12 protein-coding genes and 2 pseudogenes are annotated in these 13331 nt (G+C 55.7%); 5 read left to right on the forward strand and 9 right to left on the reverse strand.

Going from position 1 to position 13331, the window contains the following annotated elements; genetic code table 11:
* Positions 1–18: 18 nt before the first annotated feature.
* The 4 genes from asnB to JOE39_RS15610 all read right to left on the reverse strand — a co-directional run bounded on the left by asnB (position 19) and on the right by JOE39_RS15610 (position 3979).
* Positions 19–2079, reverse strand: a complete 2061-nt coding sequence (asnB, locus tag JOE39_RS15595) for an asparagine synthase (glutamine-hydrolyzing) (protein WP_245227485.1) — start codon at positions 2077–2079, stop codon at positions 19–21.
* 152 nt (positions 2080–2231) lie between these two features.
* The gene (locus JOE39_RS15600; RefSeq protein WP_003399878.1) at positions 2232–2477 is read right to left on the reverse strand and encodes an acyl carrier protein; all 246 of its coding nucleotides are present in this window, start codon (positions 2475–2477) and stop codon (positions 2232–2234) included.
* A gap of 74 nt (positions 2478–2551) precedes the next feature.
* A complete protein-coding gene (locus JOE39_RS15605; RefSeq protein WP_010418193.1) occupies positions 2552–3565 on the reverse strand; it encodes a TauD/TfdA family dioxygenase in 1014 nt (337 codons plus the stop codon).
* Between the two features lie 237 nt (positions 3566–3802).
* Positions 3803–3979, reverse strand: coding sequence for a hypothetical protein (locus JOE39_RS15610; RefSeq protein ID WP_154292360.1), 177 nt, complete (start codon positions 3977–3979; stop codon positions 3803–3805).
* Positions 3980–4237: 258 nt separating this feature from the next.
* Between JOE39_RS15610 and JOE39_RS26365 the strand changes: the two are divergent.
* The 3 genes and pseudogenes from JOE39_RS26365 to JOE39_RS15620 all read left to right on the forward strand — a co-directional run.
* A pseudogene (locus tag JOE39_RS26365) lies at positions 4238–4537 on the forward strand (integrase core domain-containing protein); the annotation flags it as partial.
* 54 nt (positions 4538–4591) lie between these two features.
* Entirely contained in the window at positions 4592–5578 is a 987-nt protein-coding gene (locus JOE39_RS15615) for a LysR substrate-binding domain-containing protein (RefSeq protein ID WP_024650538.1), read from the forward strand.
* Between the two features lie 311 nt (positions 5579–5889).
* Entirely contained in the window at positions 5890–6165 is a 276-nt protein-coding gene (locus tag JOE39_RS15620; protein WP_003392053.1) for a transposase, read from the forward strand.
* On the opposite strand, the pseudogene JOE39_RS15625 reads toward JOE39_RS15620, so the two are convergent.
* The 4 genes and pseudogenes from JOE39_RS15625 to JOE39_RS15640 all read right to left on the reverse strand — a co-directional run.
* Positions 6086–6458: pseudogene (locus tag JOE39_RS15625) on the reverse strand (Sir2 family NAD-dependent protein deacetylase); the annotation flags it as partial. The gene JOE39_RS15620 and the pseudogene JOE39_RS15625 sit on opposite strands and share 80 nt — an antisense overlap.
* Before the next feature lie 40 nt (positions 6459–6498).
* Positions 6499–9033, reverse strand: a complete 2535-nt coding sequence (gene hrpB, locus JOE39_RS15630; RefSeq protein WP_210078581.1) for an ATP-dependent helicase HrpB — start codon at positions 9031–9033, stop codon at positions 6499–6501.
* A gap of 120 nt (positions 9034–9153) precedes the next feature.
* Entirely contained in the window at positions 9154–10167 is a 1014-nt protein-coding gene (locus JOE39_RS15635; RefSeq protein ID WP_210078580.1) for a J domain-containing protein, read from the reverse strand.
* A 122-nt stretch (positions 10168–10289) separates the two neighbouring features.
* On the reverse strand, positions 10290–10673 hold the full coding sequence (locus JOE39_RS15640; protein ID WP_003340858.1) for a RidA family protein: 384 nt from the start codon (positions 10671–10673) through the stop codon (positions 10290–10292).
* 167 nt (positions 10674–10840) lie between these two features.
* Here JOE39_RS15640 and JOE39_RS15645 point away from each other — a divergent pair, with 167 nt between their 5' ends.
* Positions 10841–11536: a tRNA (adenine(22)-N(1))-methyltransferase TrmK gene (locus JOE39_RS15645; RefSeq protein ID WP_003392044.1), complete on the forward strand. Its 696-nt coding sequence runs from the start codon at positions 10841–10843 to the stop codon at positions 11534–11536.
* 199 nt (positions 11537–11735) lie between these two features.
* Positions 11736–12275: a thioredoxin domain-containing protein gene (locus JOE39_RS15650; RefSeq protein WP_003313849.1), complete on the forward strand. Its 540-nt coding sequence runs from the start codon at positions 11736–11738 to the stop codon at positions 12273–12275.
* A gap of 9 nt (positions 12276–12284) precedes the next feature.
* Here JOE39_RS15650 and JOE39_RS15655 read toward each other — a convergent pair whose 3' ends face one another.
* Positions 12285–13256 (reverse strand): alpha/beta hydrolase, encoded by a 972-nt coding sequence (locus tag JOE39_RS15655; protein ID WP_210078579.1) that lies wholly within the window; start codon positions 13254–13256, stop codon positions 12285–12287.
* Positions 13257–13331 lie beyond the last annotated feature (75 nt).

Below are 13331 nucleotides of genomic sequence, written 5' to 3' on the forward strand. Positions count from 1 at the left end.
ACGTTGTCCCTTTGGTTTCTAGTGCCTTGCGTCTACGGCTTGAACCAACAACTTATCCACCCGGCAAGGATTGATATAAGCCGCGCCCTGACGTTTGACAAACCATTTATCCAGCTCGATCAAGGACATCAGATAGACAAACGCCTGGTTGTCTCTGACTGTTATGTCTTCACCGCCGGCAAGGGTTCGTTCGACCACTTTTTTGATCAGTGCTTTTGCAAACACCGGATTAATCAGCTCGATGGCGTCCAGCGCATTGGACTCGCAAAGATGATTGAGATAATCGAGGGCGTGTTCGACAAACGGCCCGCTGTCCGGCGCACGATACGGTGTTTTGGCTTTATGAATGATACGGTCCGGCAGAATTCCATCGTAGGCCATGCGCAGCATGTACTTTTCAGTAAAGCCATCGTCAAAACGCAAATTGATGGAAGAGGCGAGTTTCTGCACATTGATGTCGAGGAATGGACAGCGGTTTTCAATACCATGAGCAAGGCCCATACGCTCGCCCTGGCTACTGAGGAGATACCCGGAAAGCAAGGTATTGAACTCCAGCCACTGGGCTTTTTGCGTTGGGCTTAACGCGCTGTACACCGAGTCTTTCGCCACCCATGCCTGAATGCCAGCAAATGGATCATTCTTGGTTTTCAGCAACCGACTGGCAAAGCGCCCATTTTGAAAACGTATTTCGTGGGAGAACAACCCAGGGATTTTTTCTTTCGCATAAGCGTTATAGAAACCCATCAAGTTCGAGTCATTGTCTTCACTGAAGCTTTTCATGTAAGGATACAACTTGGCCAGCAAGCGTTTCTTCTCATCGTGCTCAGTGGTGTCCCACTGGGAGCGCAACAGAGTCTCTTTAAAGATGTTGTAGCCCAGAAAGACTTCATCCGCTCCCTCTCCGCTCAGAATCGCTTTGATACCGGTCGAGCGAACATGCTTGGACAACATGTACATCGGCACGGGCGCGGTACGAAACAACGGCATTTCAGCATGGAAAACCGTCGCCGAGAAATTATCAACAATGTCTTTATGGTTAATAATCAGCCGTTCATGCTTGGTCGAGAACAACGCAGAGACGAGTTGTTGATCACTCGACTCATCCAGGTTCTTATCTTCAAACTCCACAGAAAACGTGCGCAGCGGCTTTTGCTTGATGATCCTTGCCGCAATACTGGTCAACACGGAGGAGTCAACACCACCACTGAGGTACAGCCCCATAGGCACGTCACTGCGCAGTCTGAGCTTGACCGCCTGCTCAAGAGTGTTGCGGATTTCTTCCTTGGCTTCATTTTCAGTGCCATCAAAACCCACAGCGCGAAAATCCAGGGCGTAGTAGGGCCGGATCTCACACTGAGCCCCTCGCAGGGTCATGATGGACCCAGGTGGCAGCTGACGAATGCCCTGAAACGGGGTTTGCGATGGCAGGGGTGTCCAATGGGCGAGGATTGAGGACAAGGACATTTCGTCAAACTTGAACTCAAACCCTGGAAAGCCAAAAAAGCACTTCATCTCTGAAGCAAAAAGATAACCACCGTCGGTTTGCGTATAAAACAGCGGGCGCTTACCAAAGCGATCGCGCGCTATAAATACTTCATCTTTAACCGTGTCATAAATGGCGAAGGCGAAAGCGCCATTAAATTTTTCCAGGGCCTCATCACCCCACTCCATCCAGCTGCGCAACACCACTTCGGTGTCGGACTCAGTGGAAAAATGGTGTCCCAAGACCTGCAATCGACGCCTTAGCTCGATGTAGTTATACAGTTCACCGTTGTATGAAATCCAATACTGACCTGTGCTATCGCTGAGGGGTTGAATACCTGCCGCAAGGTCAATAATACTTAAACGCATGGTGCCGAGGCCCATGGAATTATTGACATAATACCCTGCCTGGTCGGGGCCTCGATGTTCAATCATTGAAAGCATATTTTTTATGACGGTGGTTTCATCGAGATTTTTATTTTTAACACCAAAGAAGCCAGTTATCCCACACATAAAAATAAACCCACCAAAGTTTAAGTTGGCACCCCACACAGAACTGTAGCGCCCTACCGCCTTAGCGAAGGTCGAAAGTCCCAATCACGGCTTGGAGTTTTTTTGCCAAGGTCAACGCGCACGCGCCACAAACACCGAATAATATTACGGAGAAAAGCATCGACAAACTTTAGCTGCCCTGCCTGACTGACAACAGTATCTGATGGACTGGTGGGCCTCTAAACCGCACCTCGGAACTACCGGGTGGCCGTTGCCCGTTTCTCGACAAACTCTACCATATTCTGGATAGAAACCAGCACATTGCCCATCATATCTTCCTGGGTGAACACAATACCAAACTCCTTCTTCAAGAAAGAAATAAGTTGAATATAACCTACCGAATCGATCAAGCCGAGTTTGATGAGATCATCTTGTTCTGTTATATCCTCATCGAACTCAAATAAGAAATTTTGAGTCAGATAGGATTTGATTTTTTCTTTCATGTATTCACTCTTTCATAGCCATTGCACATTCCACCGCAACGGAGGGACTTTTAAACGCACCCTCAACGAATAGATCAAGCCGACCCGGCCGACTCCAATTCTGCGCGCTCAAAAGGATATGGATGCCAGTCTTCATTATCATGACTGGTCACTGCCAGGCTTTTATCCCGTTCGTAGTAACTGGTAAACTCCGGAATAATAGCTTGCGTCCGACGCATGATCCTGTTGTGGTTCGAGACTAGCGCACCACGCTTGTGCATGGTGCCATTGCAATTCCAGATCAGAAAATCGTCCTGCTTCCAAAAGTGCTCATAAACGTATTGATCTTTAATTTGATGATCAAACAGAAACTTTAAGAGCCTGTAGCTCTCTGACTTACTCAGCCCTTCAACACGCTCCATAGTGTTGTAGTTCAAATAAAGATATTTCTGCCGCGTGATCGGATTGGTTTTAACTAATGGTTGGCTGACCGGTTCAGTACGCTGAGGATCGACAAAGTAGTGAACCACTCGAAGATTATCAATACGCTTTTTCAGGCTGTCTTCCAAGTCATTATAGGCGGCAACAGTGTCGCAAAATAACGTTGCTCCGCCTTGTGCGGCAGCCAGCTCTGCATATAAGCAATTAATCGTTTCAACGTTTATGGCTTCCGAGTCGCCAGTGTGCCAACACGAAGTTCCCTTACCCTTGGTATGATTGTCTTTCTCATCCCATATCGCATGCTCATCCTGAGTTTTGTCGCAAAAATCCGGGCCATTCACAAAATACAAAATCTCCCCATGATTAATTAGCGGCAGCCCATTAGGAATCACCTCGTCATCACCAAAAGTAGCTGTCTCTATCTGCGGCGCCCAAGAGTGTAACTTCAGGTTCGGATTGCCCAGCAGTCGCGTGACTGCGATTTGCTCTCTCCGTGTAAGATTTTGATTCCTGAATAACACAAACCCGCGATATGCCAAGCATTTTTTTATCGCTGCGATCGTGTCAAAGGACAGATTTTTGTGCAGTTTTAAATTCTCGATTTCGACGCCAAAACTCTGAGCTGGGTATGATATTTCAAAAGGAACACTTGATAATTTTAAACCCATTACAACCCCCCAGAACTTTAATCTACACTGATTGAGTTAACGTTTATAAATACCTTGAAGCTCGGGTCTGTAAGAATCACCTCACCGCCCTCCTATTCAGATTTCTTTCAGCATGGAGTCAAGAACATCGCCCTGGCCGAACCCAGGATCTTCGCCACTGCTTTAACGCTTCAGCAAAAACTATCACTGAATGAAAATACCAACAAATTATATAAATTCATCCTTGATGTATTTTATTCATTCCGCGTCATCTATTCCTTGATGGCTTCTTGCTCGCCGTTTGCGGGCCACACATAGATGGCCAATAAATATCACTTCGCTCAGCTCTTTAATCAGTCCTCTATCCCAGCCATCAATCGTATTCCCCATAGGAAAATCGGCGACCTTATTGGCACTGTCGGTGGTGCCGCCCAAGGGGTCACCTGGGCAATAGCCTTCTAAGGTGACGTCCAGCTCAGAAACCACGATCACCCAACCATAACCCCGTTATCTTGCCGCTGATAGCCTGGAGACGGAGCTTGGACCTCACCCATGCGCCCAGTGTTTCCCTGTCCGATGGTGTTCAATACCATTCGACCTCATCCGACGATGAAGTGGAGGGACAGGAGGGGGGACAAAAGGGACGACAAGGGAAACCCGCGGCTAAGATAGACCGAGTACCAGAGCGTGAAGTTGCTCGGCATCCAACCGGTAACCACCCCAGTTCGCAGCCCGCAGAACAACGGCATGGCCAAGAGCTTCATGAAGACGATCAAGGGTGGTTGCGTGGCGTAAGCGTCCAAGCCAGATCGAGAAATTGGCTCTGTATAACCTGGCAATGCCTTCGAATACTACAATGAACAGCATCCGCACAGCGCCTTGAACTATCGCTCACCGAGAAAGCTCAGGCGCTTGGAGCCGTATCAATTTAGCAGGGGTTGGTGTACGGCTTTACGGGGACAAGGCCACGGCAAGATTGACATACCAAAATAACCGGACAAACATTATAGCCCATGTATTCGCCCAAACAATGGAGTGCTGGCTAATATGTTTTCAAAAATCCCCTTAACGTCTCTACGATCGTTCGAGTCAGCGGCTCGACTAAGCAGCTTCAAAGCGGCTGCCATTGAACTTTTTGTTACTCCTTCAGCGATTTCACATCAAATAAAATCACTAGAACACTGGCTCGGCTTATTGCTTTTTGAGCGAGTAGCCAAGGGAGTCACCCTAACGACTGAAGGGCTTGATTTATACAAGAATATCCATCAGCATTTTTCAAGCATAAACCAAAGTCTTAGTCAACTACGCTCACAGACCGACGAGAACGCAATCACCGTCACAACCACCCATGCATTTGCCTCATTGTGGCTCATTCCCAGATTAGGGGATTTCTACCGCCGCCATCCAACGATGCAAGTCAACATCATCACCAGCAAAACACAGGCAGACCTGCACAGAGACGCCAGTATCGACGTGGCTATTAGCAGCGTTTTCGAAGAGGTCCCTGATACCTATCAGCTACATCTAATGGACGAAAGCTTTCAGGCCTATACGCCCTACAGGACGCCCTTATCTGGAGAAACAAGGTCCCCACTCATCAACGTTCGTTGGGAGGCTGATGGCCATAACCCATTCGACTGGACGACTTGGTGCCAAGCGGCGGGACACGACGATTGGCTGGCCAACGCCACTTTCATGGAGTACGACGATGAACATCATGCTTTGCAAGCTGCAACTTCTGGCTATGGGATGGTGCTCGCCAGCGACGTCTTAGCCGTCGACAGTGTTACCCGAGGCTTTTTAACGCCATACAAGCCCGAGGTTAAACTAACGGGGACCCATTATGTCTCGGCCTGTGTACCTGGCAGAGAACGAAATCCGCCCGTCAGGGACTTCCTTGACTGGCTCAGTAAAGAAGCCTCTAAACATCTTGTACTGCAACGCCTCCTCACAGAGTCCATAGACTTTAGCGCACACAAAAATCCGTTGAGGAACGACCGGAATCAAAGCATGCTCAAGCTCCAGATATACTAACAATGAGACTAGGAGTTCGATGCTCTGCCCCCCATGGATGGCAATGGAGACCACGTAGATAGGCATAAATCGCCATATGCCATCAGGCAGTGACGAGTCACTGAGCTACAGTTGCAACACCGCAAACCATTCAACATCACCCGTACACTAAAACCGCGCAGCCGTACACACACCTTTCTCCTATCGTCGCACACATCAATATCCATCCGTATGCGTCCGACCCAGTCATCTACCCAGCCCGACAAAGCCAGGGCATGGTGTGCACTTAAATTTAAGTGGACACCCGTTCTAGCTTTTTAAGCGGTTATTTCATGCAGCCAACACGCCGTTCCTATTCCAAGCCCTTCAAAGCCCAAGTCATTCCGGAGTGTGCCCAACCCGGCGCCTCGATTGCCAGCGTCGCACTCAGCCATAGTCTCAACGCAAACCTCGTCCACAAATGGATTCGGCTGCAAGCGCAGAAAAGCCCGGCGCTCCCACCTGCATTTATTCCGTTAGCCATACCGCCGGCCGGTGCAAACTCCCATGGAGATGCAGTACATCCACAGATCCCGCTCGTTCATGCAAGTCATCAATGTTTTGAGTGATCACGGAGACGTTATACCCTGATTTGGCCAGTCGGCTCACCGCGAGATATGCATCATTGGGAGCTGCTTTAGAGACCTGTTGGCGCGGCCACAGGTACCATCCCCATACCAACGGAGGATTTCACGAAAGGCCTTGGCTGCTTCCATATTGCGCGGATCGTATGGAGCCCAATACCGGTCAATGGATCGTTGTACGTGGGGATGCCACTTTCAGCTGAGATTCCCGCACCCGTGAAAATGACGATCTCGGGGGCGTGGGACAGGGCCTTCGCGGCGCTTCCAAATTCAGGCACAGAACATCCAGTCCAGAAGGTTTAACCAGTATTTTGCCCTCTACGTCCCCCTCGGCTTCACCCGCGCCGTCGCCTCAGCCACCAACGGATCATCCGGCCAGTAATGCTTCGGATACCGCCCTTTCAAATCCTTCTTTACCTCAATGTAGGTCGACCGCCAGAAGTTAGCCAGATCCTGCGTCACCTGCACCGGGCGACGTGCCGGGGACAACAAGTGCAGTTTCAGCACCTGCCGCCCATTGGCAATGCGCGGCGTATCGGACAAACCAAACAGCTCTTGCAGCCGCACCGATAGAATCGGCGGATGTTCGCTGTAGTCGATACGAATATTCGAGCCAGAGGGCACTTGCAGGGTCTGGGGTGCCTGCACCTCCAACTGTTGCGGCAATGGCCACGGCAGGAGGTTGCGCAGGATCGAAGACAGGTCGAGCTGGCTGAAATGGCTGAGCCGGGTAACTTTGCCCAGGTAGGGCATCAGCCAGTTTTCGAGTGTCGCCAGCAGTTGCGCGTCGCTCAGATCAGGCCACTCGCTCGCTGAGCTTTTCTCGATATCCAGGCCGCGCAGCAGTGCAACACGCGCCTGCCATTGACGCAGTTCCGGCGTCCAGGGCAGCAGTTCCAGGCCTTTGCGACGCACCAGCGCCAGCAGCGCGTGGCTGCGGGTTGTCTCGTCGAGGCCGGTCAGTGGTTCGCGACTGATGATCAGTTCACCGACTTTGCGCTGTCGCTCTGCGCGGAATACACCTTCGCGTTCGTCCCAGTCGATCTGGTCCACGCTGATGACCTGCTCGGCCAAGACCGAATCGAACAGTGCCGGATCGAACTCGGCGGCGAGGTAGATGCGTTCTTCGCGCTGGCCCTGACGACTGCCCAAATCCGCGATGACCAGCCACGGCTGTTTCATCAGTGCATCAGCCTCGGCGAACAGTGCCGCGCGACCATTGGCCAGTCGGTATTCGGCGCCGCCCGCTCGGCGTTGCTGTGCGACGCGATCCGGGTAGGCCAGCGCCAGCAAGGCGCCCAGCCAGCGGGAGTGGTCCGGATCGCCGACCGGGCTGTTCGCTGCGCCGCGCAGATACCCCCGATATTGCCGCGACAACTGTCTGGCCCGCTGCACGCCGCCTTGTGCGCCGCGCGCCGCGCGTTCGGTGCCGGCCAGCAGGGTCAGGCGGCTGTGCAGGTCCGCGCCAGCGCCGCGCAAGATATCGCGCTCGCCCAGCAAGGCCGCCACGTCGCACGCCAGTTCGCCCAGCCCTAGCGCATGGCCGCGCAACAGCAGATGGGCGATGCGCGGATGAGCAGGCAGCTCAGCCATCGCCTGACCGTGTGGCGTCAGGGCTGGCGGCTGACTCGGCTGATTGTTCAATGCCTCCAGACGCACCAGCAAATCCTGCGCCTGTGCATAAGCCGCAGCTGGCGGCACGTCGAGCCAGACCAGTTGCGCAGGCGTGACGCCCCAGCGGGCCAGTTGCAGTGCGAGCCCGGCGAGGTCCGCCTGAAGAATTTCTGCCGCCCCGTAGGCGGCCAGTTGATCGTGTTGCGCTTCGGACCACAGCCGGTAACACACGCCCGGCTCCAGCCGCCCTGCCCGTCCGGCGCGCTGGGTGGCGCTGGCACGAGAGATGCGTTGAGTCTCCAGACGCGTCATGCCGCTGCCCGGATCGAAACGCGGCACCCGCGCCAAACCGGCATCGATCACCACACGCACGCCGTCGATGGTCAGACTGGTTTCCGCAATGTTGGTCGCCAGCACCACCTTGCGCGTGCCCTTGGGAGCCGGTTCGATAGCCGCGCGTTGCGCATTCAGATCAAGCTCGCCATGCAAAGGGCAAAGCAGAATGTCGGCGCGCTCGCCCAGTGCTTCCGCCAGTTGCTGGTTGACGCGACGAATCTCGGCCTGCCCCGGCAGAAACACCAGCAGGCTGCCGGACTCGCTGCCCAGCGCATCCAGTACCGTCTGAACGACACGCGGCTCGACAAACTCACCGGGCTGAAAAGGCCGCCCCCATTGCATGCTCACCGGAAACATCCGCCCGTCACTGCGTACCACCGGCGCATCGTCCAGCAACGCCGCCAACCGCTCGCCTTCCAGCGTGGCCGACATGAGCAGAATCTTCAGCGGCTGATCGTCGCGAAACAGTTCCCGGCCATTGAGGCTCAGGGCCAAGGCCAGATCGGCATCCAGGCTGCGTTCGTGAAACTCATCGAAAATCAGCAGCCCCACACCTTCCAGCGCCGGATCGTCCTGCAAACGACGCGTGAGTATCCCCTCGGTGACCACTTCAATACGCGTCTTCGGGCCGACCCGGCTTTCCAGACGAATCCGATAGCCCACCGTCTCGCCGACCTTCTCGCCCAGCTCGCTGGCCAAGCGCTCGGCAGCCGCTCTCGCCGCCAGGCGCCGAGGCTCCAGCATCAGAATGGTCTGCCCGGCCAGCCAGGTTTCCTCAAGCAGCGCGAGCGGCACGCGCGTGGTCTTGCCCGCGCCGGGAGGGGCTTCGAGTACGGCTTCATGGCGTGTGGACAAGGCCTGGCGCAAGGCTGGCAGGACGGCATCGATGGGTAACGAGGTCATGGGGGCTCCCGGAGAGATGCGGGAGAGTATACCGGGGTGGGGTTGGGGAATCAGGCGGCGTGTTTTAGCTGAACGGCAGTAGCCAGAAACACTGCCGCCAGCATGTCTCACGCCGAAAAGTCAGGTCTTGAACTCGTTACCGTTCTCATCAATAAGGCCATTGTCGTATTTCTTGCGCAATTCTGGATCGGACAAAATCCTGAACGCATTTGAAATCACTTTGAAACGCTCAGTCGCCTCAGCCTCGTTACCGACGTTCTTATCAGGATGATTCTTCAGCGAGGCTTTCTTGTAAGCCTTTTTGACTGCGGAGAGGTCCGCCGTCATGTCCGAGAGGCCCAGGTGCTCGTACAACTGCTTGACGGGTGGCTTGGCGGGGGCGGAATCGTCCACCTTCGCGGACGCGCCAGCAGCAGGTGTTTTGTGGGGCCGCTCTGTTGACGGCCGCTGAGCGCCTGAATTGGGCTGGGCTTTCGGCGGTGGTGGCGGCGCGCTGTTGGCCTGGGGGCGAGCGCTTGGAGGCGTTTGTGGGCGTGCTTGCTGTTGAGTGCTTTCAGGTCTCCAGGATGGACCCGGTGTGGGTCGTCGCACGCGATCGGTGTTCTGCTGATGAATCTCGTTGATCACCTGGTCAGCGATGTCGTTCATCAGTTTGTTCAGCTTCAAGTTGCTGGAGAAGAATGCGTAGTTCGCCTCACTGTTGTGCTTGCCATGCTCAGGTTCGAGACTGGCCATCGCGTCGGCCAGCGTCTTGCCCAGAGAGAACAACATCTTGCCCTGGCTGTCGCTGACGCCCAAAAAGCTCATCACGTTGCGCATCGACTTGTCGCGCTCCCAGACAACGCTGGCCACGTCGAAGGCAGCTCGCGCCAGATTGAATCGGCCTCCCCCTTCGTGCGTCTCGACATGGGTCACCGGTTCCTTGCCGAGCAATGCGTCGAGGATCACCTCGAGGCCTTTCTGCTGACGCTCGTTGAGCCGGCTTTTCTGCTCCAGCAATGAGCTGTTGACCTGCAACGCCACTTTGCCAGCGATATGGCTGACGACGTTTATTGCGCGGTCTATCGTTGGCTTTGTCGAATCGCTGAGCGCCACACGCGCCAACGAAGATGCAAGGTTGGTGAGGTTGATCATCTGCTTCTCCGGAAACTCATACCGCCTTGGTGGCAAGCAACGAGATCCGGTTCCACGGGATATGCAACTCTGCACAGGTGCAAAGCGCTGACGCGAGCATCAGTCAGGTGTGTGCATTACGGTCAGCCCGCCTTGGCCGCCATCGCCGTCACTTCCACCCGCATCCCCTCAACCGCCAACGCCGCCACGCCCACCGCTGCGCGCACGGGCCACGGTTTTTTGAAGAAGCGTTTGTACACTTCGTTGAAGGCGGCGCGATCGGCCATGTCAGTCAGGTAGATGGTCAGGTGCATGACCCGGTCCATCGAGCTGCCGGCGCGTTCGAGGGCGTCTTTCAGGGCTCGCAGGGTGCATTCGCTCTGCTCGGTGATGCCGCCCAGTTCAAGGCTGCCGTCGGGATGGGTGGGGATTTGGGTGCTGACCAGCACGCCATTGAAGTCGGCGACGTCCGAGGAGATGGACTCCGGGTCTGGATCGGGGGTGAAGGTGATGTCTGCGTTTGCCATGGGATCTCTGCTTTGCAAAGGATGGAAAACGCCAAGCCTACGCGAGCGACAGGTGGGGGTCGAGCCGCAGGCTTTGTCGCGGAAAGTTGAAATGCGCCGCGTTGCTCTACAGAATCGCGCCCGGACCCGGCCATGCTGTCGGGCGTTTAGGGTGAAAGGGGTTGCCGTTGAACGAACAGAGATTGTCCATGCGCCTTGAGCGTGTGGCGACGCATGTGCCACCCGGTGCACGACTGGCCGATATCGGCTCGGATCACGGCTATCTGCCGGTGGCGCTGTTGAACCGTGGCGTCATCGCGGCAGCGGTGGCTGGCGAGGTGGCGTTGACGCCGTTCTGTGCCGCCGAACGCACCGTGCGCGAGAACGATCTGGAGGATCAGGTCAGCGTGCGCCTGGCCGATGGTCTGGCAGCGATCGAAGCGGAAGACGCGATCACGGCGATCAGTCTCTGCGGCATGGGCGGCGAGACGATTCGCGACATCCTTGAAGCGGGCAAGGCGCGCCTGAGCGGTCAGGAACGCTTGATCCTGCAACCCAACGGCGGCGAGCAACCGTTGCGCGTCTGGCTGATGGAGCATGACTACCGCATCGTCAGCGAAGAGGTGCTGCGGGAAAATCGTTTCGACTACGAAATCATCGTCGCCGAACGCACAGGCCCCGTTAAGTACACGGCTGAGGAGCTGTTTTTCGGCCCGCTGCAGATGCAGGCGCGCAGCCCGGCATTTCTGCTCAAGTGGCAGCGTCTGCTGGGCAAGAAGCACAAGACGCTGCGCAACTTCGAACGCGCGCAGCAAGCCGTGAATCAAGAGAAGCTGCAGGACGTTGCGCAACAGGTCCGCTGGATTACCGCGTTGCTGGCCTGAAAATCGAACTCATGCCCGAACCGGCTCTCAAACCCGCATGATCCGCAGGTCAGGCTTTAAGGGTGCCTGCATCTGGTTCAGGCGTCAGCGCTGCAATGTGTGACGCGGAGCGTGAGGAACGAGAGGTGTCCGGGAGAACACTTCTGATGCCTATGCCCGGCGCGTCTTCTACACAACCATCTACGGGAGTAAAACGACCATGCATTCCGAAGCACTTTCCTGGGGCCACGGGCCTCGTCTGTTCGAAGTCTTCCTTGAGCCGACCTGCCCCTTTTCGGTGAAGGCCTTCTTCAAGCTCGATGAGCTGCTGGCTCAGGCCGGAGAAGACAGGGTCACGGTCAAAATCCGCCTGCAATCGCAGCCCTGGCACATGTTTTCGGGTGTCATCGTGCGCTGCATTCTGGCGGCTGCGACCCTTGAAGGCGGCAAGCAAAGCGCCAAGGCGGTCATGGCGGCGGTTGCGTCACACCGTGAGGAATTCGAGTTCGAACACCACGCCACCGGCCCGAACATGGACGCGACGCCTAACGACATCATCGCGCGCATCGAGCGTTACAGCGGCCTCGCGCTGGCAGAGGCTTTCGCCAATCCCGAGCTTGAGCAGGCCGTGAAATGGCATGCCAAATACGCTCGCCAGAACGGCATACACGTCTCGCCGACCTTCATGATCGACGGTCTTGTGCAGCCGGGCTTGAGCAGTGGCGACCCGGTATCGAAGTGGGTCGCGGAGATAGGTTGAGCGACGAGCTCAACTCAGCGCATCGATCCGCTCATTGATCCACTCGCGGCTGCGCGCCAGCGCCTTGCGCGCCAACGTGGTCGGGAAGTGGATGAAGCCGTGCGGCGACTCGGGCATGAGGTGCATTTCGACGTCTGCCGAGTTGGCCCAGCGCTCGGCCATTTGCAGTGTGTCATCCAGCAGCGGGTCGATCTCTCCGACGAACATCAGTGCGGGCGGAAGGCCGGTCAAATCGCCATACAGTGGTGACAATGGCGGTTCACGGCGTTTATCGTCGCTTCGATCAGGGGTGAGCGCGCGCATGGCGCCGACCATGCCCGGACCATGCAGCACCAGCGTCTCCGGCCCTGCGGTACGCACGCTCTTGGTCCCCGTCAGGTCGTAAACGCCGTAGTACAGGACTGTACCCACTATGCGCTTGAGCAGATCAGGTCGGCTTTTCAATTTCAGGAGGGTGGCTGCGGCAAGATGCCCGCCAGCGGATTCGCCGACCACGATAACCGGCAGGCCGGCAAACTCTTCGCAGTCCTTCCCCAACAGCCAGCAGGCGGCGGAAAAACAATCCTCCATCAGGCCCTCGATGGGGGTTGTCACAGCAAGTCGGTAATCAACCGAAACAATGACTACGTCGCAGGCATTGACCATGCCGACGTTGAGATCATCGTTCATCTGGGCGTTGCCGATCACCCATCCGCCGCCATGGATATCGAACACCACGCCCCGGGGTTTGCCTTTGGGGCGGATGATGCGCACGGGCACAGCTACGTTATCCGAGCTGACCGTTCTTTTCTCGATGCGAAGGTCATGCCCTCCCGGTTTCAGGACGCTGCCGATCTGCGCCGCACGCAACAGTGCCTGAATCAGCCGGGGCGTGACGCGATTGCGAATCTGGAAACGCGGCATCCGCGCGAGGGTTTTATTAAACCGTCGTACTTCTACCAACTCCTGCTCACTGGAAGGCCAAGGCTGTTTTGTGTCCAATTTCTGCTCTCTTGTCAGGCTGACGTATGCGGGGGCGCGCAACGCTGTTTGCCCCCACCTGTACCTGAGAGGCTC

This window comes from Pseudomonas sp. PvP100 (genome assembly GCF_017833055.1).
GTDB lineage: Bacteria > Pseudomonadota > Gammaproteobacteria > Pseudomonadales > Pseudomonadaceae > Aquipseudomonas > Aquipseudomonas syringae.